Below are 19,488 nucleotides of genomic sequence, written 5' to 3' on the forward strand. Positions count from 1 at the left end.
TGTGCCCAGGCAGTGCAGCCGACGACAGGTCAGGCCGCATCATCACGCCCACGGGAGGTAGCTCGTCCGCTCTATCAATGCCGTCGATGTTCACCATCACATCAATGAAGTTCTCTTAAAAACTGCGCGGCGTAACATCAGCTCCATACCAACCAACAACACCCCGGAGCACACGATCATGAAACGCCAAACCATCCTCAGCATCGCTTTCTCGGTTTTCGCAATCAACGCTTTTGCCGCGACCTCTGTTCAACCCGTCGTCGCTGAAGGCGGCTCGGATCGACTGATCGAAAGCCGTGTGGCTGAAGGTGGCGCTGATCGCCTGCTGGAAAAACGCAATGCTGTAGCGGCTGATGGTTCGGATCGTTTGAAAGGTAATGAAGTCGCCGCCGATGGCTCCGACCGCCTGCAAGGCAACACCGTCGCCGCTGACGGTTCCGACCGCCTGAAAGGCAACGAAGTCGCTGCCGATGGCTCCGACCGCCTGCAAGGCAATACCGTTGCATAATCAATCGCAACATCGCGGTACCCAGCAAAAAGCCCGGCCTGATCAGCCGGGCTTTTTCGTGTGCGGCCAGCAACTGGGTGGTGATGCGCGGCCTGTTCCGTGCAGCGAAAGGTACGGTGACCCGGCGAATTTGCCCGCGAACTGGGGTTGTCGGAACAGTCGATGCAAATGCCTTCGTGGCTGACGGAGTGGTCACAAAGTTGCGACGGCATGAGCCTTCATCTGCGGGACGAAGAGGCGCCGCGTGCTCGACAGGCACAGGCCGTAGAATGACAGTCGCGGGGGTGCACTTTATCCTGTCGCTCCATCCACTGCCCGGAGACACCTGTGCCCCCCTTGACTGCCCGCGAGGTTTACCAGCAATTGCGCGACGCTGCCCTGGGCCTGCGCTCGCTCCAGCGTCTTGATGAACAATCTGAGCCTGGCATGGTGCAGGTCGATATCGATGGCTGGCGTTTGCGCCTTGATATCGACGCTGGTCGCCTGCGCCACTGCCTCGGCTGCCAGAGTGCGGACGGGCGGATTTTCGATGGAGGGCAACGTTTCGGCACCGATCCGGTGAGCTTGCTCAGCACCTGGGAACTGGCGCAGATCGAGCAGTTATTGGCTGCGGCTGTAACAGATTGATTACACCATTGAGCTTCGTACCAACGTCTGTGCTGTGATACATAAGACCTGATGCGCATCCCATGCCCAAGAGGTTTGCTTATGTTCCACTGCCCACGCTTGCCGCAACTGCTGAGCGGCGCCCTGCTCGGCTTGGTCGCCGCAGCTGCTCACGCTGCCCCTTCCCCTGCCCCCGATGCCCTGCAACCGTTACTGGCAACCATCAATGAGCGCCTGAATATTGCCGATCAGGTGGCGCTGACCAAGTGGGACAGTGGCAAGCCAATCCAGGATACAGCCCGCGAAGCGCAAGTCATTGCCAACGCCCGCAAGCAGGCGGTTCAGCAAAAACTTGACCCGGACGAAGCGGCCGAATTGGTTGCGGCGCAGATCGAAGCCAACAAACTGGTGCAGTATGGGCTGCTCGCTGTCTGGCAAGCCGCCCGCAAGGCACCCGACGTGCCACGGCCCGACCTGAGTCAAATCCGGCCAAAACTGGATATGCTGCAAGTCCGCCTGTTGCAGCAATACGCCGATTTCATGCCCTATCGCGTCGACCCGGAATGCCCTAACTGGCTGGCCGAACATCGCGCCAGCCTGATCAAGGATGCCCTGCATGGCCAGGCATTGATCCGCGCAACCGGTGAATTGTGCGTGACGGATCAATGACCGCATCCATTGACTGCGTCGATAGTCACCATTGATTCAATGAAGTTCTCTTAAAAACTGCACGGCGTAACATTGGCTCCATACCAACCAACAACACCCCGGAGCACACGATCATGAAACGCCAAACCATCCTCAGCATCGCTTTCTCGGTTTTCGCAATCAACGCATTTGCCGCGACCTCTGTTCAACCTGTAGTCGCTGAAGGCGGCTCGGATCGACTGATTGAAAATCGTGTGGCTGAAGGGGGTTCGGATCGTCTGATCCAGAATCGTGTCGCAGAAGGCGGTTCCGATCGCCTGATCGAAAACCGCGTCGCCGCCGATGGTTCCGATCGCCTGCAAGGCAACACCGTCGCTGCCGATGGCTCCGACCGCCTGCAAGGCAACACCGTCGCCGCCGATGGCTCCGACCGCCTGCAAGGCAACACCGTCGCCGCCGATGGTTCCGACCGCCTGAATGGCAACACCGTCGCCTAAATAAATAGCTACACCGCAACAGCCAAAAAAGCCCGGCCTGATCAGCCGGGCTTTTTCGTGCACGTTGAAAAAGGGACTTTCGCCCATGGCAATTTCCTGCACGAGATCGAGCCCCATCCCATACAAAACAAGGATCAGGCTGATATTCAAAACGAGCGGTAACCGTTGAAATATCGGTTTGGGAACTCAGCCGGGAGACACGCTTTCAACCACCCATCATGCTGCAGTTGACCCTGAACCCCCTGCTCAACCAGAATGCCGGAGGTAGCGCTGATGTAGCTACAAATTAATAATGAGGTCACTGCCATGGGTGCATTACTGAAAACGACTGACGTGCGTTGCCGTATTGATGAGGATTTGAAAGCACGAGCTACCGAAGTTTTGAGTGCGTGCGGCTTGAGCATCAGTGACGCCATGCGTCTTTTTCTTCGTCAGGTTGTCGCGACTCAGGGACTACCGTTTGAAGTTCGCGTCCCTTCCGAGAAAACGGCTCGCGCCATGATGCAAGCACGCGAAATTCGTCAGCGGTTCGGCTCGATAGACGAAATGCTGAGGGATGTTGATGGCGAAACCGGAGAAAAAACAAAAACGCGCTGAACTGCCAAAGCAGTGTGTACAGACCTCGGAGTTCAAGAAGTCGTGGGAACGCTACAAGCGTGCCGGCCGACGCAATATGAATGAGGTTCGTCAGGTAATGGTCATGCTTTTCTTGGGAGAGCCGTTACCAGCAAACTACCTTGATCACGCGTTGTCGGGAGATTGGAGCGGTTTTCGAGAATGCCATATGGGTGGTGACTTCTCGCTGATCTATCAGCACACACGCCCCGACCTGCTCACATTTATCGACCTCGACAGTCACTCCGAACTGTTCAAATAACGCCGAACACCAGCAAAAAAACACCAAGCCTCGATTGATTCGGGGCTTTTTCGTGGGCGGTTTTTAAGCGAACCTATGCCTCCTTTCTGCGGATCTCTCCCATGAGCAAGACCGAAGCGCTGGCCAAAATCATGCTCGGCCCTGTGTTGCTGATGCAGGGTGCGTACACGCGGCGGGTTACGCCGAAACTGCCCGAAGCCGAGGGGGAGCGCCAGGGTATGGCGGGCAGTGGTGAGGTCCTGCGCCTGTTGATACTGGGCGACAGTGCCGCCGCGGGTGTCGGGGCGTCGACCCAGGCCGAGGCCTTGAGCGGGCAACTGGTCAGTCGCTTGGCCAGGGATTACCAGGTGAGATGGAGCCTCTGGGCACGTTCGGGTCTAGACTCGCAGGCGTTACTTGAAATGCTTGAGCAGCAGCCACCGCAGGTCTTTGATGTAGTGCTGCTGTCGATTGGGGTCAACGATGTCACCAGTACACTGACGGTTGATCAGTGGATCGCCCGGCAACAACAGTTATTGGCTGTGCTGCGCGGCCGATTCGCAGCCAGGCAGATCGTGATGTCCCCTGTCCCGCCCATGCATCTGTTTCCTGCGTTGCCGCAACCGCTGCGCTGGTATCTGGGCAATCGGGCGGCGCGTTTCAATACACGCCTGGCGCAACTGGCAAGCCGCGAAGATCACTGTACGATGCTGACAACCGACCTGGCCCCCGTGGCCGGTTCGATGGCGCGGGACGGTTTTCATCCGGGGCCGGCCATCTACAGCCTCTGGGCAGATGACGCCGCGCAGGTCATTGCCCGCCAACTGGGTAAACCCGCATCAGGCAAGCTTTGAACAACAACAAAAAAACAGGAGTTGAATATGTCTGAACTGCAACTGCACCCCAAAGCCGCGGAGTCCTTGAGCCTGTGGCACGCGATGATCCGCACTGGCGATTTGAAGTCCTTGCCGACGTTGCTGGATCCGCAAGCGGTGTTCCGTTCACCGATGGCGCACACACCGTATCCGGGCGCGCCGGTGGTATCGATGATCCTCAACACGGTGTCCCAGGTGTTCGAAGACTTTACCTATCACCGTGAACTGGCGACCGCCGACGGCTTGAATGTCATCCTCGAGTTCAGCGCCAGGGTCGGCGAGAAACAGCTCAAGGGCATCGACATGATCCGCTTCAACGAGCAGGGGAAAATCGTCGATTTCGAAGTGATGGTTCGTCCGCTCAGCGGCTTGCAGGCACTGGGTGAAGAAATGGGCCGACGCCTCGGTGCCTATCTGGCCGCCAGCAAGGCCTGATCGCTGCGCAACGCCGGTCGGGCCTTGGGCACCACCTGCAACTCGACCGGCTCACAGAGAAACGCACTGCAGCGCGAACGTAACCAGCGCTGGCCTGAATCCGCGTGCGCTGCTGCGCGCCAGACCATCGACAACTCATGTACCGGCAGGTGCAGCGGTGCCGGCTCAGCCCGCATGCCCGCCACCGATGCCATCGCCTTGGCCACGTAATCCGGCACGATGGCCAGCATGTCGCTTTGCGCCAGCAACCCCGGCAACGCACTGAACTGTGCAACGGTCAACACCACCTTGCGCTGTCGGCCCAGCAGGCTCAGGGCGTGGTCGGTATCATCCGTGGCATTGCCCATGGACGACACCACGACATGCGGGCGCCGACAGAACTCGTCCAGGGCCAACGGTCCAGGCCGAGTGTCAAAACGCAGCAGCGTCGGGCGAATCTGTCGCAGCCCCTTGCGTCGCGCACTGGCCGGCAGGTCGAGGGTATGGCTGATGCCCATGGAGATGTCGCCGTTCACCAGCCTCTGCGACATCTGCTGTTGATCGACCCGAAGCATGATCAATTTGATGTTCGGTGCCTCGATACGCAGCTGGCGCAACAGCCGTGGCAGCAACGCATATTCGACATCGTCGGACAGTCCGATGTGAAACGTCGTATCGCTGGTGCGTGGATCGAACGACTGGCAACGGCTCAGCGCAGCGGCGATGCCGTCCAGCGCCGGCGCCAGATTGGCAAAGATTTCCTCGGCCCGCGCAGTCGGCTCCATCACCCGCCCGCAACGAATGAACAGCGGGTCATCGAACAACACGCGCAAACGGCCCAGGGCACCGCTGATGGTGGGTTGCCCAAGGAAAAGCTTTTCGCCGACGCGACTGACATTTCGCTCATGCATCATCGTTTCGAAAACCACCAGCAGGTTGATGTCGGCACGACGCAGGTCATTTCTGTTCATGAGGTTCGCTACCCGGCACACGGCCATTGAGTTCGGGAAGGTGCCTGTACAGGTTATGAGTGTGGTGGCGGAACGTCTGTCGTACATGGGGACAAAACGATCATGCATTAGGTGAGTGTGCTGATACTTCGGTATAGCGCCCTGTAAAAAGCGCATTTAAATGAATGACTTGCCTATGCCCAATATAAGCGCCACATGACGCCGTGGCAGGTTTCACGGGTTTTTTGTCCTAACGTGTGGCACGCCCGTGCTTCTAGGATACTGAACCGATTCTCCGCCCCAGCCCGAACAAGAAACCGAGGCGCGCATGATCGAAACGCCCACACAAAAGCCTGCCCCTGAGCGCACGCCGCCCTTTGCAAAAGGAACCTGCAGCAAGATGCTGTTCAACACAGGCCAAAGGACCTCTCGTCTCTTGCTCGGTCTCAGTCTCAAGCCGCTGGAAGCACCCCTGGTGTGGCTGATGGGGTTGATCGTGGCGTCCTGCATATTGATCAACACCGAAACCCGCACCGACCTGACCACCACCACGCTGTATATCGCGCTGTTGTTGATGGCGATCAACCTGCTGTCGATCAGCGCAGTGATCGTTGTTGCGTTGTTTTGCATGTTGGTGCTGACGACGATGTGCTTGTATCAGGGCGGGTTCCAACACTGGGAAACCGTCACTGATTTGCTGCACAGCCTGGCTGTACTGGCGGCCATTGTCTATCTGGCGCTTCGCAGCAAACGGGTCTCCGACAACCTGCGCCACAAGGAAGTCTATATGGTCGGTGCCCAGCGCCTGACCCAGACCGCTTGCTTTGGCTTTCGCGCCGACCTCGGCAGAATGGGCTGGTCGGAACAGGCGGCACGGATCCTCGAATACCCAACGGGCACACCGCCCTCGGTGGCGTTGTTTCTGGAGCGAACCCACCCCGATGACCTGCCGCTGGTACTGGACGGTTTCGACAAGGCTGCGCGCCATGAAACCCTGATCGAGGTCAAACACCGCCTGCTGATGCCCGATGGACGAATCAAGCATCTGCATTTGTTCGCCACCCCGCTCTTCACCCGAAAAGGCTGTTTCGAGTATCTGGGCGCGCTGATGGACGTGACTGCCAGCAAACAAGCCGAAGAGGCGCTGTGCCGCGCCCAGACCGAATTGGCGCACGTCACCCGCGTGACCACCCTGGGCGAATTGGCGGCGTCCATTGCCCATGAAGTCAATCAGCCGTTGGCGGCGATCACCAGCAGTGCCGAGGCCTGCCGCAATTGGCTGAGCCGGCCGCACCCCGATGTACTCGAAGCGCGTCAGTCACTCGAACGCATCATCGCCAGTTCGAGCCGCGCGAGTGAAATCACCCGTCGGGTCAGGGCGCTGTCGCGCAAGTGCGACCCGTTGCGCCAGAACGAATCGCTCAACGACATCGTCAGCGAAACCCTGAGCCTGGTGCGCTGCGAACTGGCGCATCACAAGATCAATCCGAAAATCGAACTGAACGCATTCGGCGGCCAGGTCAGTGCCGACCGCGTGCAGCTGCAGCAAGTCATCATCAACCTGATCATCAACGCCTGCCAGGCCATGGAGGCAGTCAGTCCTTGCGAACGGGTGCTTTGCATCCGCACCTGGGTCAAACACAACGAAGTGTTGCTGGAAGTAGCCGATCAAGGCCCGGGCATACCTGCCGACATCTTGCCCCAGTTGTTCACGCCCTTCTTCACCACCAAGGCAAACGGCCTGGGCATGGGCCTTGCCATTTGCCGTTCGATCATCGATTTCCACGAAGGGCGAATCTGGGCCACCAGCGCAACCGGCCAGGGCAGTTCGTTCCTGTTTGCCCTGCCGATACGCGTCGCCAACGATCAGGGTTTCGCTGCGGCCATTTAATACACAGGTATGAGTGCCGTCTGTCGGACTGACAATTAATGTAGCGTCCCTCGCCAGGAACACAGCCCCGGCGGTTGCGCGTCCACCCCTTGGGAATCAGCAATGAACGAACAACATCCACTCAACAAAATTACCCCAGACGAGTCCATGGTTTTCATCGTTGACGACGATGCGCCGCTGCGCGAATCCCTCGGCAGTCTGTTGCGATCGATCGGCCTGCGGGTCGCGTTGTTCGGTTCGGTTGCCGAGTTCATGAAGTACCAGCGACCGGACACGGTCAGTTGCCTGGTGCTGGACGTAAGGTTACAAGGCAGCAGTGGCCTGGACTTTCAAAACGAACTGGCCACTGCCGGCATCAACGTACCCATTGTGTTCATCACCGGCCATGGCGATATCGCCATGACGGTGCGCGCGATGAAAGCCGGCGCGGTGGATTTTCTGACCAAGCCGTTTCGCGAGCAGGATCTGATCGACGCCGTGTGCGCCGCACACAGCCGGGATAAACAACGTCGCGAGTCCGAGCGCCATGCCGATGAACTACGGGCGCGCCACCAAACCCTCACCGCCCGGGAACAAACGGTTATGGCGCTGGCCGCCTCGGGCTTGATGAACAAACAGATTGCCGGGGAAATCGGCTTGAGCGAAATCACCGTGAAGATCCATCGCGGCCAGGCCATGCGCAAAATGGGTGCGCGGTCCTTTGCCGATCTGGTGCGCATGTCCGAGGTGATCTCGGCCCAGCCCGCAATCAGGTGACTATACCCACGTATGCTGTGCGTCCTTTCGGGACAGCGTATCTTGCAGTGATGGCGCAGAGCCTTTTCAGTGTTCTGCGTTACCAGGCAGGACACCACTATGTGTAATGAGGCAATGATTGCCGTTGTCGATAACGATGAATCCGTTCGAATGGCATTAGACAGTTTATTGCGATCCAGTGGTTATCGGGTTCGTACGTACGGGGGAGCAAAGGAGTTTCTTTTTTCCGAGGATCTTTTAGTGACGTTCTGTTTGATCTCCGACATACAAATGCCGGAAATGGACGGCATCAGCATGTATGAGCAACTGGCGGCCCGAGGCATCCATATACCGGTGATTTTCATAACGGGAAACCCTTATGCACAGCGGCCTCCCGGCCTCGGCGCGAAGAAACCGATTGCCTTTTTCCCCAAGCCTTTTTCCACCGACAAGTTGCTCGCCTGTATCGAAACAGTCCTCAACCGACGCAACTAACTTCAGCCGGTTAATACCTTGGTATAGCCCACTCATACTTACTCATACTCGCGCTGACCCAATGTAGCAGTGTCAGATTCAAACCGCTCGAATACCATCTGCTGCAGATCAAGCCGAACCGTCTGCGCCGCGTTTTTTTTACCACTACGCGAATGATTGGCCACAGCGGTAGTGCTTACATCGCAACAACTTTCTCCCTCGATTGTTCTTCAGGAGCATAACAATGAAACAGCAAATTTTGATTATCGGTGCAGGTTTCGGTGGTGTATGGAGCGCATTGAGCGCTGCCCGTCTGCTGGACAAGCACGATCGAAATGACATCGAAATCACCGTGCTGGCTCCTCAAGCTGAACTGCGGATCCGCCCGCGCTTCTACGAGCCCGATGTACACACCATGAAAGCACCGCTGAACGATCTGTTCGATGCCGTGGGCGTGAAATTCGTTCAGGGTTCGGCCGAAGTGATCGACGAGAAAAACAAACAGGTTGGCTACACCAACGTCGCCGGTGTCCAGGGCAAGTTGAGCTACGACCGCCTGGTGCTGGCTGCCGGCAGCAAGCTGATGCGTCCGCCGCTCGAAGGCCTGGAGCATGCGTTCGATGTCGATGAAATCGAATCCGCCACCGAACTGGAAGCGCACATCAAGGCGCTGAAAAACCAGCCGGCCAGTGCTGCGCGCAATACCGTAGTGGTGATCGGCGGTGGTTTCACCGGTATCGAAACCGCCACTGAAATGCCGGCACGCCTGCGTGCCGCGTTGGGTGATGACGCCGACATCCGTGTGGTCGTTCTCGAACGCGCCCCGCAAATCGGTGCCGCTCTTGGCGACGGCATTCGCCCATCCATCGTCGAGGCGTCGGAACATCTGGGCATCGAATGGCTGGTCGGCGCCACCACGGCCTCGGTCGATGCAAACGGTGTGACCCTCACCGATGGCCGTCGCATCGAGTCCAACACAGTGATCTGGACCGTGGGTTTCCGCGCCCACTCGCTGACCGAGCAAGTGCAAGGCACCCGCGATCATCAGGGTCGTCTGCATGTGGATCAGAACCTGAAAGTGCGCGGGCACGCCGATGTCTTCGCCAGTGGTGACGTGGCCTATGCCGCCACCGATGATCAGGGCAATTTCGCCGCTATGTCCTGCCAGCACGCGATTGCTTTGGGTCGCTACGCCGGCAACAACGTCGCCGCCGAACTGCTGGGCGTGGAACCGATGGCCTACAGCCAACCCAAGTACGTCACTTGCCTGGACCTGGGCACCTGGGGTGCGGTGTTCACCGAGGGCTGGGATCGCCAGGTGAAATTGGTGAAACAGGAAGCCAAGGAACTCAAGACCCAGATCAACTCCGTGTGGATCTACCCGCCAGCGGCAGATCGTGCCACTGCGCTGGCTGCGGCTGATCCATCGATTCCGGTGGCCTGAAGCCACAACGCGGGTGATCGATATGTATGCTTTTTTCGAAGATCCGTATCGGGTACTGAGGCTGTCCCATGTACTGCTGATCGGTGGGTTGTTCGCGCTGCTCATCGGTGCCGTTCTGGCTTACGGCTATGACGCGTATCTGTCACTGCCCGGCCTGGTGATGGCCCATGCCTTGACGATACTCGGTCCGACAGCCATCAAGCTGGGTTATGTCATGCGCTTGCTGTCTTTCAATCGGCTGCGACAAAACCCGCTGACAACGCTGCAGGGTTTCACCGGGTGAAGTGAAGTTAAACGCCCGTATCCCGGCCAGCCCACTCCTTGCTGGACCGGGACATTTCCCAAGCGCCCGCCACTGGTTTTTCTGGCGGGCGTTTTTTATCACGTCAGCTCTACCGCAATTCCCGATGAACATTTGCTCCAAAGGACAACTGAACAGCCCATTTCAGTAGTGCTTTTGCACAACAACACCAACGCCCCTCACTAAGAGTTTGCCCGGCATCACTGATGCCCTGCGAGTTGCCGTTCGATAGCAAAAACCCGGAAGAACAAATGTCTATCATTAAACGTTGCAAGAAACTTTTTTTTTCAGATGCCTTGGCCTGGCTGGCTGCCATTGCGGTCGGCAGCATGATCTTTATTACCAACTCTTACCTTGAGCTGGATGTTGCGCCGACACTGTTCTACATCACGCTGGTGTTCATGTCGGCGAACTTCTTTCCTGTTCCGGTTTTCCTCGCCGTCGCTTTCGGTTGCGTGGCCATCCTGAGCGCCACCTTCGTCGTCGAAGAAGGCTACCGCGATCACCGGATGATCGCCGGGTTCGTGCGTTGCCTGATCGCACTGACCACCATCACCTTGCTGGCGCTGCGCAGCAAGCGCGCGACCGAGACGTTGCGTCGCAAAGAAGCGTTCTTTCTGGGTGCAGAAAAACTCAGTCACACCGGCAGTGTCGGTTTTGCCATCGATGACGAGGTGATCGTGTCGTGGTCGGATGAAGCCTCGCGCATTTTCGAGTACCCACTGGGCGAAACGCCAACGCTGGCGATGGCCCGCGAGCGCACACATCCTGATGACCTGGCGATTTTCGACAGTGTCCTGGAACAGGCTGCCCGCCAGAAAAGCCTGATTGAAGTGGAGCACCGGCTGGTCATGCCCGATGGCCGGATCAAGCATGTGCAGATGATCGCCAACCCACTGTTCAAGCATGGCAGGCGCATTGAGTACGTCGGTGCCTTGATGGATGTGACCGGGTCAAGACACTCCGAAGAAGCGCTGTTGCACACCCAGGCCAAACTCGCTCACGTGACGCGGGTGACCTCCATGGGTGAATTGGCCGCGTCCATTGCCCATGAAATCAACCAACCGCTGGCGGCGGTGATCACCAGCGGTGAATCCTGCAAGCGCTGGATCAACCGCCCCGAGCCGAACCTCGAAGAAGCTCGCCGCTCACTGGACCGGATCATTCAGAATTCAGCCAGGGTGTCCGATGTCATCACCTGCATTCGGGCGCTGTCGCGCCAGAGTGAAGTGCAGCGCCAGACCGAAGTGTTCGACGAAATCGTCAGTGACTCACTGACGCTCATGCAACATGACATCTGCAACCATCAGGTTCGTCCACTCGCACAGCTGGGTGCCCCCGGCGCGCACATCCACGGTGACCGGATACAACTGCAGCAAGTGATCATCAATCTGATCATCAATGCCTGCCAGGCCATGGCCAATGTGCATGACCGGGCACGAACGCTGCGGATTCAAACGTCGGTCCAGGATAACGAAGCGCTGCTTGAAATCGCCGATTCCGGCACCGGCATTGCCGAAGACATTCTGCCATCGCTGTTCGATCCGTTCTTCACCACCAAACCCACCGGCCTGGGGATGGGCCTCTCGATTTGCCGCTCGATCATTGAATTTCATGGTGGGCGCATCTGGGTGTCCAGCGAAGTGGGAGTGGGCACGCAATTTCTGTTTGCGATTCCGCTGACGTCCCCGAATCACGATGAATAACCTTCATCCACACATGCCGCCATGCGGCGCTTTGGAGAACTCGCTGTGTCTATCAATGAAACAAGCCCGCATCCTGATCATGCCCAACCGCGCACCATCGTGTTCGTGGCCTACCCGCAAATGGGTCTGCTGGACCTGACTGGTGCCCAGACAGTGTTCTGGGTGGCCAACAAAGCCATGACTGAACGCGGGCTCCCCGGCTATGCGCTGCATACCGCCAGCCTCACCGGTGGCGAAATCCAGTCGGCCGAAGGCCTGGTGGTGCAAAGCCGGAAGCTGAGCGACTTTGATAATAATCCGGTCGATACCCTGATCGTCCCCGGCTCCCCGAGCATTCGCCAGATCCTTGCCGAAAGTACGGCGCTGGTGGACTGGCTGCGCCAGGCTTCAGCCACGGCCACGCGCACGGCGTCGGTGTGCAGCGGCACATTCTTGCTGGCCCAGGCCGGTTTGCTCGATGGCCGACGGGCCGCAACCCATTGGGTGATGGCCGAATGGTTCGAGCGCCTGTTCCCCCAGGTCGAACTGGATCAGGAAGCGATCTTCGTGCAGCAACAGTCGGTGTGGACCTCCGCCGGCATCAGTGCCGGGATCGATCTGGCCTTGGCGCTCGTGGAGGCTGACGGGGGGCGCGAAGTCGCGATGCAGGTCGCGCGACACATGGTGGTGTATTACCGCCGACCAGACAATCAGGAGCACTGGGGCGCATTGCTGCAATCGCAATTCCAATGCTGACGCCCATACCCAGGTATGACGACTGTAGCCCCATGTGCTACGCCACTGTCTTGAGGTAGGAGTGTTGTCAGGCGTGTATCGATTTACGCTGGGCACCTTGAATGAATCAACTCATCGCGCCGACGCGCTGACCCGGGGACGGTTGTCATGAACGCACTGCAAAAGCTGTACATCGTCAGTCATCCGCTGCGCATCAGTCGCTATGGTGCGCATACGTCGCTGTCCACTTGCGAGCGAGTGGAGATCATCGACGCGTTGACGCAAACCCTCAACACCACGCTGGGCATTCTTGCGCAGCTCAAACGGGGTCAGCAGACAGTACGAAACGTCAGCTTCCTGCCGGTGCAACAGCTGTTCCATCGCTTGGTACGCGTCAACGCCGATTACGCGGAATTCCTTGCCGACGGCATCACCGACCTCGGCGGATACGTTGAAACCGCGGCGCTCTACAGCCTGAATGACAGTCGTGAATCACAGTGTTTTGCCGACTGCCTGACCGGGATTTGTCAGGGTACGCGCCGCCTGCGAGCCTTTGATGCCTTGCTGCGCGACTGCTGCGACAGCGCTATCGAAAACAAGGACACCGCCAGCAAACGATTCTTTGAAGAGTGCGCACGGCACAACGCGCGTTTCCTGTCGCTGCTCGAGGACAACCTGGCCCGGGAACAGCCGTACTGAGAACGCTGCTGTATTTATCTAAAATTAACCAACAAACATACCCAAGTATACTATTCCGCTTTTTTTGAGCGCGTATCTTGCAAGTATGGCGGGCGCCACTTAGCGCCACTCGCAATGACGCAAGGTTTCCACATGTTCAACTCAGCTATTATTTCAGTTGTTGATGATGACGAACTAATTCTTATCTCGCTGGACAGTTTATTGCGTTCTTACGGTTACACGGTAAACACCTACAACAGCGCCTACGCGTTTCTTGAATCCAGCGGCCCCGAGCAGACCGACTGCCTGATCTCCGACATTCAGATGCCCGGTATGTGCGGGGTACAGCTGTACGAAACGCTGGCGGCCCGAAACACCCATATCCCAACGCTTTTCATTACCGGAAAGCCTGGCCTGCCACCGCAGTTCAGCGCCAGCGTGCGAAAACCCGAAGGATATTTTGCCAAGCCTTTCAATACCGATGCATTGCTGGCGTGTATCGACAGGGTACTTAAGCGCCAGGTTCGATGCTGACCGCCTGGCCAATAATTCTTAACACCTTGGTATAACAAACTCAGACTCAAGCAGGCACTTTTTTGCCGTTTGCAAAGCTGCGCTGCAACACCGAAACAAATAACATTTTCATTATCAGTTTCTGTTTAGTTAAAACTTTGATTCTTCCTGCCCAACTAAAACCTCAACGTGAAGAACCGTGACATGCCAAAAAACAAACTGACCTCGATCAACGGCGCTCCCGTCGTCGACAACTTCAATATCCAGACCGCCGGCCCTCGCGGCCCAGCGTTGCTGCAGGACGTCTGGCTGTTGGAAAAACTCGCCCACTTCGACCGCGAAGTCATTCCCGAGCGACGTATGCACGCCAAAGGTTCCGGCGCCTACGGCACCTTCACCGTGACCCACGACATCACGCGCTACACCAAGGCCCGGCTGTTTTCGCAGGTGGGCAAACAAACGCCGATCTTTACCCGCTTCTCGACGGTTGCCGGTGAGCGCGGCGCGGCGGATGCCGAACGCGACATTCGTGGTTTTGCCCTGAAGTTCTACACCGACCAAGGCAACTGGGATTTGGTCGGCAACAACACCCCGGTGTTTTTCTTTCGCGACCCATTGCGCTTCCCGGACCTCAACCATGCGGTCAAGCGCGATCCGCGCACCGGCATGCGCAATGCGCAAAGCAACTGGGATTTCTGGACGTCATTGCCCGAAGCCTTGCATCAGGTGACCATCGTCATGAGCCAGCGTGGCATTCCGCGCAGCTACCGGCACATGCATGGTTTCGGCAGCCATACGTTCAGCCTGATCAACGCCAACAACGAACGGCATTGGGTCAAGTTCACCTTCAAATCCCAACAAGGCATCGACAACCTGAGTGACGAACAGGCTCAGGACCTGATCGGCCGCGACCGCGAAAGCCACCACCGGGACCTGTTCGACAGCATCGAAGCGGGCGACTTTCCACGCTGGACGTTCTACATCCAGGTCATGACCGAGGACCAGGCCCATGATCACGGCGTCAACCCGTTCGACCTGACCAAGGTCTGGCCGCACAAAGACTACCCGTTGATCGAGGTGGGTTACTTCGAGCTCAACCGCAACCCGGAAAACGTCTTCGCCGAAGTCGAACAAGCCGCGTTCTCGCCGTCGAACGTCGTACCCGGCATCGGCTTCTCACCCGACCGGATGCTGCAAGCGCGGTTGTTTGCCTACGGCGATGCCGCGCGTTATCGCCTGGGGGTCAATCACCACCAGATCCCGGTCAACGCCGCCCGTTGCCCGGTGCACAGCTTTCATCGCGACGGCGCCATGCGCGTGGACGGTAACTACGGCGGTCAATTGGCGTACGTACCCAACAGCGATGGTCAATGGGCCGATCAACCGGACTGGCGCGAACCGCCGCTAAAGATTTCCGGCGCTGCCGGGCATTGGGATCATCTCGTGGACGAAGATCACTTCGAACAGCCCGGCAACCTGTTCCGTCTGATGTCCGAGTCGGAGAAACAAGCGCTGTTCGACAACACCGCGCGCTCGCTCAGTGGCGTCTCTCAGGAAGTGCAGCAACGGCATATCGCCCATTGCACCCTGGCCGATCCGTTTTATGGCGCCGGGGTTTCCCGAGCATTGGCCGAACTCGACCGGTAAAGCCCAGACCCTGCAGGAGCGAGCCTGTTCGCGATTGCGGAGTGTCAGTCACTTTAAAGGTGACTGGTACACGGCAATCGAGAGCAGGCTCGCTCCTGCAGGTTTATCGCTACAGTTGAAGATATCGACCCAGAGACCGGGCTTCGGCGTGTACGCAAACGGAGCGTTGATGGCATCATCCCCCGTCAGATCGACAGAGGAAGCGTCCTGATGCACTCCAAATCAATGCCGGCGTGCGCCGATGTGCGCCCGTGCCAGCCGCCCGGAATCACCCAATGACGGCCATCGTTCGGCCAAGGCCGATGCTGATTTCCCTGGGTCTGTTGTTGCTGCTGGTGTTCTGGTTGTCGCTGGCCCTCGGGCCGGTCAGCCTGCCGTTGGGCGATACCTTGCTTGCCGGCCTGCGTCTGCTTGGCCTGCCAGTGAATGGCGATGACACGCAACAGGCGCAGCTGATCCTCGGGCAGATCCGCCTGCCACGCAGCTTGCTCGGCATCGCGGTCGGTTCGGTACTGGCGTTGTCGGGCGTGGCGATGCAGGGGTTGTTCCGCAACCCATTGGCGGACCCGGGCCTGGTGGGAGTGTCTGGCGGTGCGGCGCTCGGCGCGGCTTTCGCCATCGTTGGTGGCAGCATGCTGGGTGGTTTGTCACCGGCCACCGAACCGTATCTGCTGTCGATATGCGCTTTCGCCGGTGGCTTGATCGTCACGGCGGTGGTGTATCGCTTCGGCCGAAGCAATGGCCAGACCAACGTCGCCACCATGTTGTTGGCGGGGGTGGCGATGACCGCCATGGCCGGTGCAGGTGTCGGCTTGTTCACTTACCTGGCCGACGACGCCACGCTACGCACCCTGACCTTCTGGAACCTGGGCAGCCTCAACGGCGCCAGTTACCCGCGCTTGTGGCCGTTGCTGATCGTGGCAGTGGGCGTGGCGTTGTGGCTGCCACGGCGCGCGGCGGCACTCAATGCGATGTTGCTCGGCGAATCGGAAGCCCGGCACCTGGGTTTCAATGTCGAGCGAATCAAACTCGAACTGGTGCTGTGCACGGCGCTGGGTGTGGGTGCCGCCGTGGCGGCGGCAGGCCTGATCGGTTTTATCGGCCTGGTGGTGCCGCACCTGATGCGCCTGCTGGTCGGCCCGGATCATCGGGTTTTGTTACCGGCCTCGTTGCTGGCCGGTGCCAGCCTGCTGTTGTTGGCCGATCTGGTCGCCCGACTGCTGCTGGCGCCAGCCGAATTGCCGATCGGTATCGTCACGGCGCTCATCGGCGCGCCCTTCTTCCTTTACCTGCTGGTGCGAGGGCGTGCCTGATGCTGCGGGCAAACAATTTGCTGGTCCGACGCGGCAGCCGCACCGTGCTGGCCGACATCGATATCGACTTGCGTCCGGGTCAAGTACTTGGCGTATTGGGGCCTAACGGCGCGGGCAAAAGCACCCTGCTCGGCGCCCTTTGCGATGAGTTGCCGATCAGCGCAGGCACGGTCAGCCTTGACGGGCGCAAACTCGCTGACTGGCCGGGCCAGGAGCGGGCCAGACGCCTGGCCGTGTTGCCGCAGAGTTCGAGCCTGAACTTCGCTTTCTCGGTCAATGAAGTGGTGGGCATGGGCCGTCTGCCCCATGCCAGCGGACGTGTGCGCGATGCGCAAATTGTCGCCGAAGCCCTGAGTGCCGCCGACGCCTTGCACCTGGCCGGGCGCAGTTATCTGGCGTTGTCCGGTGGCGAGCGCCAACGTGTGCATCTGGCACGGGTGCTCGCGCAACTGTGGCCGGGCGCCGAGGGGCAGATTCTGTTACTCGACGAGCCGACCTCGATGCTCGACCCGCTGCACCAGCACACCATCCTGCAAGCGGTGCGCGATTTTGCCGGACGCGGTGCGGCGGTGCTGGTGATCCTGCACGATCTCAACCTGGCGGCGCGTTATTGCGATCAGTTGCTGCTGTTGCAAGACGGTCGTCCACACGCCTGCGGCCCACCTGATGAAGTATTGACCGCTCAAGCGCTGGAAGCGGTGTACGGGCTGCAAGTGCTGATTCACCGACACCCGGAACGCGGCCACCCTTTGATTATCGCGCGCTGATTCCCCGGCGTGCGAAAGGCCATGTCTGATGAGGAAAACCGATGCGCATTCTGCTGTTATGCCTGGTCAGTCTGCTGGCTGCCTGCCAATCCCATTCCGTCACTGCCCCACCCGCGCCGATCGCCCCGCAAGGTCGCGATCACGCTGACCACCGGGTGATCCGTGAACTCGCCACCGGCCGCACCCTCACCCCGCAAGCGCTGGTCGAACGCCTGGCGGCTGCGCCACGGGTGCTGGTCGGTGAACAACACGACAATCCTGATCACCATGCCCTGCAACTGTGGCTGCTGCGCCAACTGGCGGCGCAGCGTCCGCAAGGCAGTCTGCTGATGGAAATGCTCAACCCCGATCAACAGGCGAAAGTCGACGCCGCGCAGGCCGATACCCGCGCCGGTCAGCCACCGGCCAATGTCTATCAGGCGCTTTCCTGGCAAGCCAATTGGGATTGGAGTGTTTACGGTGCCGTGGTGACTTACGCCCTAAGCCAGCCCTACCCGCTGCTGTCGGCCAACCTCGACCGGGAGCAGATCATGCAGATTTACCAACAGCGACCGACGCTCAGCGGCGAAGCGTCCACCACGCAACAGGTACAAGCGACCTTGCTGGAGGACATCCGGGAATCCCATTGCGGCCTTCTGCCCGAATCACAGATGCCAGCAATGCTGGCGGTACAGCAACAGCGTGACCGTCACATGGCAGAACGCCTGTCAACGGCACCGACGCCTGCACTGTTACTGGCCGGCGCGTTTCATGTGCGCAAGGATCTCGGTGTGCCATTGCACCTCAAAGACCTCGGTGCCGGCAAAGGTAACGCGGTGCTGGTGCTGGCCGAAGCAGGCAAGGCCGTGACAGCAGAAAGCGCGGATTATGTGTGGTACACCGCCGCGCAACCGGAGCAGGATCACTGCGCGAGCTTGCGTGGCGGCACGTCATCGACAATGCAGCGATAACGTGCCGCGTAAAGTTGTGGAGAGTTTGATTAGTCCATCACCTGGAAGGATCTTTTCGGCCGTGCGCCAGGAAACCCTCACAGGCCCAACCGAAACTGCTTCGGCGTAATCCCGAACCGCTTGCGAAACGCCCGAATGAAATTACTCGGTTGCCGATACCCAAGCCGTTCGGCAATCCGCTCGATGGGCTGGTCCCCCGCCGTCAGCCAATGCCGCGCCAACTCCAGACTGTCACCGCGAACGTGCTGTGAAGCTTCAGTCTGCCAGTGGCGCAACATGCTCTGATGCAAAAACGGATTAGCCCCCAGCAATGGTTCATCGAGACTGGCCAGCGGCAGGCTCAGGCACGGATGGGGTCCGCGCTTCACGTCAACCCCGACACCGCGCAACCACTCGCCAGCCGCCTGCTCGGACGTCAGGGTCACTGCGCAAAAAACCTCACCCGGTGCCCGCCCCAGTCGTCGGGCGATGTTGCGCACCAGGCTCAACGTCGCCGCATCCAGCCCAAAAAAATGTGGTAGCCGGTAAACGCTGCGCAAGTGCAGATGGGCCTGCCCATCGACTTGCTCAAGTTGCGCCTGAACATAATTGGTCACTCGGGGCAGAAACTCGGTGAAGCACAGCAGACTGGCGCGCAGGGTCGCGGCGGAATCGAGCAGAATGTTCAAGCCTTGCAGGGTGGTGGTGGCCATGCCGTTGACCAGTTCACAGCCGAATGTTGCGCTTGCACCCAGCCGCTCGCATTCACTCCACAACTCCTCGACCAGGTGCGCCGGCACCTGTGAACCTTGCCCGTCCAGTAACGAAAGGCAGATACCGGCCCGCTTGAGCAACTGATCACGACACAGCCCTGACTGCTGGGCGTGACTGAGGATGGTGCGGGTGAAGGCGCTGGAAATGAACGGTTGACTGGTCATGGCACGCTACAACGAAAGACAGGCGTGTACTTATGCCAGCCTCTGTGATATCGATCCAATGCATTAAAAGTATCTACGCAATGC

At 59.0% G+C, this 19,488-nt stretch carries 22 protein-coding genes and 2 pseudogenes; 21 read left to right on the forward strand and 3 right to left on the reverse strand.

Annotated features, from left to right (window positions below):
• Positions 1-178: 178 nt before the first annotated feature.
• The 4 genes and pseudogenes from D8U69_RS00945 to D8U69_RS00960 all read left to right on the forward strand — a co-directional run bounded on the left by D8U69_RS00945 (position 179) and on the right by D8U69_RS00960 (position 1,783).
• Positions 179-508: a hypothetical protein gene (locus D8U69_RS00945; protein WP_130906474.1), complete on the forward strand. Its 330-nt coding sequence runs from the start codon at positions 179-181 to the stop codon at positions 506-508.
• 77 nt (positions 509-585) lie between these two features.
• Positions 586-781, forward strand: a pseudogene (locus D8U69_RS29690) (thioesterase); the annotation flags it as partial.
• Positions 782-835: 54 nt separating this feature from the next.
• Entirely contained in the window at positions 836-1,135 is a 300-nt protein-coding gene (locus D8U69_RS00955) for a hypothetical protein (protein ID WP_056856816.1), read from the forward strand.
• 81 nt (positions 1,136-1,216) lie between these two features.
• Positions 1,217-1,783 (forward strand): chorismate mutase, encoded by a 567-nt coding sequence (locus tag D8U69_RS00960; protein ID WP_130906478.1) that lies wholly within the window; start codon positions 1,217-1,219, stop codon positions 1,781-1,783.
• Positions 1,784-1,833: 50 nt separating this feature from the next.
• Here the strand turns inward: D8U69_RS00960 and D8U69_RS29380 are convergent, their stop codons facing one another.
• Positions 1,834-2,409, reverse strand: coding sequence for a hypothetical protein (locus tag D8U69_RS29380; protein WP_177434539.1), 576 nt, complete (start codon positions 2,407-2,409; stop codon positions 1,834-1,836).
• 156 nt (positions 2,410-2,565) lie between these two features.
• Here D8U69_RS29380 and D8U69_RS00970 point away from each other — a divergent pair, with 156 nt between their 5' ends.
• From D8U69_RS00970 to D8U69_RS00985, 4 genes are all read left to right on the forward strand, one after another.
• Complete coding sequence (locus D8U69_RS00970; RefSeq protein WP_130906479.1) at positions 2,566-2,856, forward strand: type II toxin-antitoxin system RelB/DinJ family antitoxin; 291 nt, start codon at positions 2,566-2,568, stop codon at positions 2,854-2,856.
• Complete coding sequence (locus D8U69_RS00975) at positions 2,822-3,136, forward strand: type II toxin-antitoxin system YafQ family toxin (RefSeq protein WP_130906480.1); 315 nt, start codon at positions 2,822-2,824, stop codon at positions 3,134-3,136. Before D8U69_RS00970 ends, D8U69_RS00975 begins: the two co-directional genes overlap by 35 nt.
• 101 nt (positions 3,137-3,237) lie before the next feature.
• Positions 3,238-3,969 carry an SGNH/GDSL hydrolase family protein gene (locus tag D8U69_RS00980; protein WP_130906481.1) on the forward strand — a complete coding sequence of 244 codons (732 nt, stop codon included), beginning with the start codon at positions 3,238-3,240 and terminating at the stop codon, positions 3,967-3,969.
• 27 nt (positions 3,970-3,996) lie between these two features.
• A complete protein-coding gene (locus tag D8U69_RS00985; protein ID WP_056856822.1) occupies positions 3,997-4,425 on the forward strand; it encodes a nuclear transport factor 2 family protein in 429 nt (142 codons plus the stop codon).
• Here the strand turns inward: D8U69_RS00985 and D8U69_RS00990 are convergent.
• Positions 4,401-5,375 (reverse strand): LysR family transcriptional regulator, encoded by a 975-nt coding sequence (locus D8U69_RS00990; protein ID WP_130905085.1) that lies wholly within the window; start codon positions 5,373-5,375, stop codon positions 4,401-4,403. The two genes, D8U69_RS00985 and D8U69_RS00990, sit on opposite strands and share 25 nt — an antisense overlap.
• Positions 5,376-5,790: 415 nt before the next feature.
• Between D8U69_RS00990 and D8U69_RS00995 the strand changes: the two genes are divergently transcribed.
• The 13 genes and pseudogenes from D8U69_RS00995 (at position 5,791) to D8U69_RS01055 (ending at position 18,487) form a co-directional block, all read left to right on the forward strand.
• A complete protein-coding gene (locus D8U69_RS00995) occupies positions 5,791-7,245 on the forward strand; it encodes an ATP-binding protein (protein ID WP_347238258.1) in 1,455 nt (484 codons plus the stop codon).
• Between the two features lie 102 nt (positions 7,246-7,347).
• Positions 7,348-8,001 (forward strand): response regulator, encoded by a 654-nt coding sequence (locus D8U69_RS01000; RefSeq protein WP_130905087.1) that lies wholly within the window; start codon positions 7,348-7,350, stop codon positions 7,999-8,001.
• 99 nt (positions 8,002-8,100) lie between these two features.
• Positions 8,101-8,475, forward strand: a complete 375-nt coding sequence (locus tag D8U69_RS01005; protein WP_056856826.1) for a response regulator — start codon at positions 8,101-8,103, stop codon at positions 8,473-8,475.
• Between the two features lie 223 nt (positions 8,476-8,698).
• Positions 8,699-9,898 carry an NAD(P)/FAD-dependent oxidoreductase gene (locus D8U69_RS01010; protein WP_130906483.1) on the forward strand — a complete coding sequence of 400 codons (1,200 nt, stop codon included), beginning with the start codon at positions 8,699-8,701 and terminating at the stop codon, positions 9,896-9,898.
• A 22-nt stretch (positions 9,899-9,920) separates the two neighbouring features.
• Positions 9,921-10,181, forward strand: a complete 261-nt coding sequence (locus D8U69_RS01015) for a hypothetical protein (RefSeq protein WP_056856828.1) — start codon at positions 9,921-9,923, stop codon at positions 10,179-10,181.
• 269 nt (positions 10,182-10,450) lie between these two features.
• The gene (locus tag D8U69_RS01020) at positions 10,451-11,905 is read left to right on the forward strand and encodes an ATP-binding protein (protein WP_056856918.1); all 1,455 of its coding nucleotides are present in this window, start codon (positions 10,451-10,453) and stop codon (positions 11,903-11,905) included.
• A gap of 21 nt (positions 11,906-11,926) precedes the next feature.
• A pseudogene (locus D8U69_RS01025) lies at positions 11,927-12,628 on the forward strand (AraC family transcriptional regulator); the annotation flags it as partial.
• Positions 12,629-12,787: 159 nt separating this feature from the next.
• Positions 12,788-13,318: a hypothetical protein gene (locus D8U69_RS01030; RefSeq protein WP_056856829.1), complete on the forward strand. Its 531-nt coding sequence runs from the start codon at positions 12,788-12,790 to the stop codon at positions 13,316-13,318.
• Positions 13,319-13,450: 132 nt separating this feature from the next.
• Positions 13,451-13,831 (forward strand): response regulator, encoded by a 381-nt coding sequence (locus D8U69_RS01035; protein WP_056856920.1) that lies wholly within the window; start codon positions 13,451-13,453, stop codon positions 13,829-13,831.
• Positions 13,832-14,014: 183 nt separating this feature from the next.
• Positions 14,015-15,457 carry a catalase gene (locus D8U69_RS01040; RefSeq protein WP_130906484.1) on the forward strand — a complete coding sequence of 481 codons (1,443 nt, stop codon included), beginning with the start codon at positions 14,015-14,017 and terminating at the stop codon, positions 15,455-15,457.
• 329 nt (positions 15,458-15,786) lie between these two features.
• Positions 15,787-16,770, forward strand: coding sequence for an iron ABC transporter permease (locus D8U69_RS01045; protein WP_177434488.1), 984 nt, complete (start codon positions 15,787-15,789; stop codon positions 16,768-16,770).
• On the forward strand, positions 16,770-17,537 hold the full coding sequence (locus D8U69_RS01050) for a heme ABC transporter ATP-binding protein (RefSeq protein WP_056856832.1): 768 nt from the start codon (positions 16,770-16,772) through the stop codon (positions 17,535-17,537). The genes D8U69_RS01045 and D8U69_RS01050 overlap by 1 nt, the downstream gene beginning before the upstream one ends.
• Positions 17,538-17,578: 41 nt before the next feature.
• Positions 17,579-18,487, forward strand: a complete 909-nt coding sequence (locus D8U69_RS01055) for a ChaN family lipoprotein (protein WP_130906486.1) — start codon at positions 17,579-17,581, stop codon at positions 18,485-18,487.
• Positions 18,488-18,564: 77 nt separating this feature from the next.
• On the opposite strand, the gene D8U69_RS01060 is transcribed toward D8U69_RS01055, so the two are convergent.
• A complete protein-coding gene (locus D8U69_RS01060) occupies positions 18,565-19,404 on the reverse strand; it encodes an AraC family transcriptional regulator (protein ID WP_130906487.1) in 840 nt (279 codons plus the stop codon).
• Between the last annotated feature and the right edge of the window lie 84 nt (positions 19,405-19,488).

It is taken from the genome of Pseudomonas sp. Sample_16 (assembly GCF_004307665.1).
GTDB lineage: Bacteria > Pseudomonadota > Gammaproteobacteria > Pseudomonadales > Pseudomonadaceae > Aquipseudomonas.

What these genes read in the sequence shown, in the direction of transcription:
- D8U69_RS01015 (WP_056856828.1), top strand. Translation starts at nt 9,921, where the DNA reads ATGTATGCTTTTTTCGAAGATCCGTATCGGGTACTGAGGCTGTCCCAT.
- D8U69_RS01040 (WP_130906484.1), top strand. Translation starts at nt 14,015, where the DNA reads ATGCCAAAAAACAAACTGACCTCGATCAACGGCGCTCCCGTCGTCGAC.
- D8U69_RS01060 (WP_130906487.1), bottom strand. Translation starts at nt 19,404, where the DNA reads ATGACCAGTCAACCGTTCATTTCCAGCGCCTTCACCCGCACCATCCTC.
- D8U69_RS00970 (WP_130906479.1), top strand. Translation starts at nt 2,566, where the DNA reads ATGGGTGCATTACTGAAAACGACTGACGTGCGTTGCCGTATTGATGAG.
- D8U69_RS00960 (WP_130906478.1), top strand. Translation starts at nt 1,217, where the DNA reads ATGTTCCACTGCCCACGCTTGCCGCAACTGCTGAGCGGCGCCCTGCTC.
- D8U69_RS01030 (WP_056856829.1), top strand. Translation starts at nt 12,788, where the DNA reads ATGAACGCACTGCAAAAGCTGTACATCGTCAGTCATCCGCTGCGCATC.
- D8U69_RS01035 (WP_056856920.1), top strand. Translation starts at nt 13,451, where the DNA reads ATGTTCAACTCAGCTATTATTTCAGTTGTTGATGATGACGAACTAATT.
- D8U69_RS00945 (WP_130906474.1), top strand. Translation starts at nt 179, where the DNA reads ATGAAACGCCAAACCATCCTCAGCATCGCTTTCTCGGTTTTCGCAATC.
- D8U69_RS01050 (WP_056856832.1), top strand. Translation starts at nt 16,770, where the DNA reads ATGCTGCGGGCAAACAATTTGCTGGTCCGACGCGGCAGCCGCACCGTG.
- D8U69_RS01005 (WP_056856826.1), top strand. Translation starts at nt 8,101, where the DNA reads ATGTGTAATGAGGCAATGATTGCCGTTGTCGATAACGATGAATCCGTT.
- D8U69_RS00980 (WP_130906481.1), top strand. Translation starts at nt 3,238, where the DNA reads ATGAGCAAGACCGAAGCGCTGGCCAAAATCATGCTCGGCCCTGTGTTG.
- D8U69_RS01020 (WP_056856918.1), top strand. Translation starts at nt 10,451, where the DNA reads ATGTCTATCATTAAACGTTGCAAGAAACTTTTTTTTTCAGATGCCTTG.
- D8U69_RS00985 (WP_056856822.1), top strand. Translation starts at nt 3,997, where the DNA reads ATGTCTGAACTGCAACTGCACCCCAAAGCCGCGGAGTCCTTGAGCCTG.
- D8U69_RS01055 (WP_130906486.1), top strand. Translation starts at nt 17,579, where the DNA reads ATGCGCATTCTGCTGTTATGCCTGGTCAGTCTGCTGGCTGCCTGCCAA.
- D8U69_RS01000 (WP_130905087.1), top strand. Translation starts at nt 7,348, where the DNA reads ATGAACGAACAACATCCACTCAACAAAATTACCCCAGACGAGTCCATG.
- D8U69_RS01010 (WP_130906483.1), top strand. Translation starts at nt 8,699, where the DNA reads ATGAAACAGCAAATTTTGATTATCGGTGCAGGTTTCGGTGGTGTATGG.
- D8U69_RS00975 (WP_130906480.1), top strand. Translation starts at nt 2,822, where the DNA reads ATGGCGAAACCGGAGAAAAAACAAAAACGCGCTGAACTGCCAAAGCAG.
- D8U69_RS00990 (WP_130905085.1), bottom strand. Translation starts at nt 5,375, where the DNA reads ATGAACAGAAATGACCTGCGTCGTGCCGACATCAACCTGCTGGTGGTT.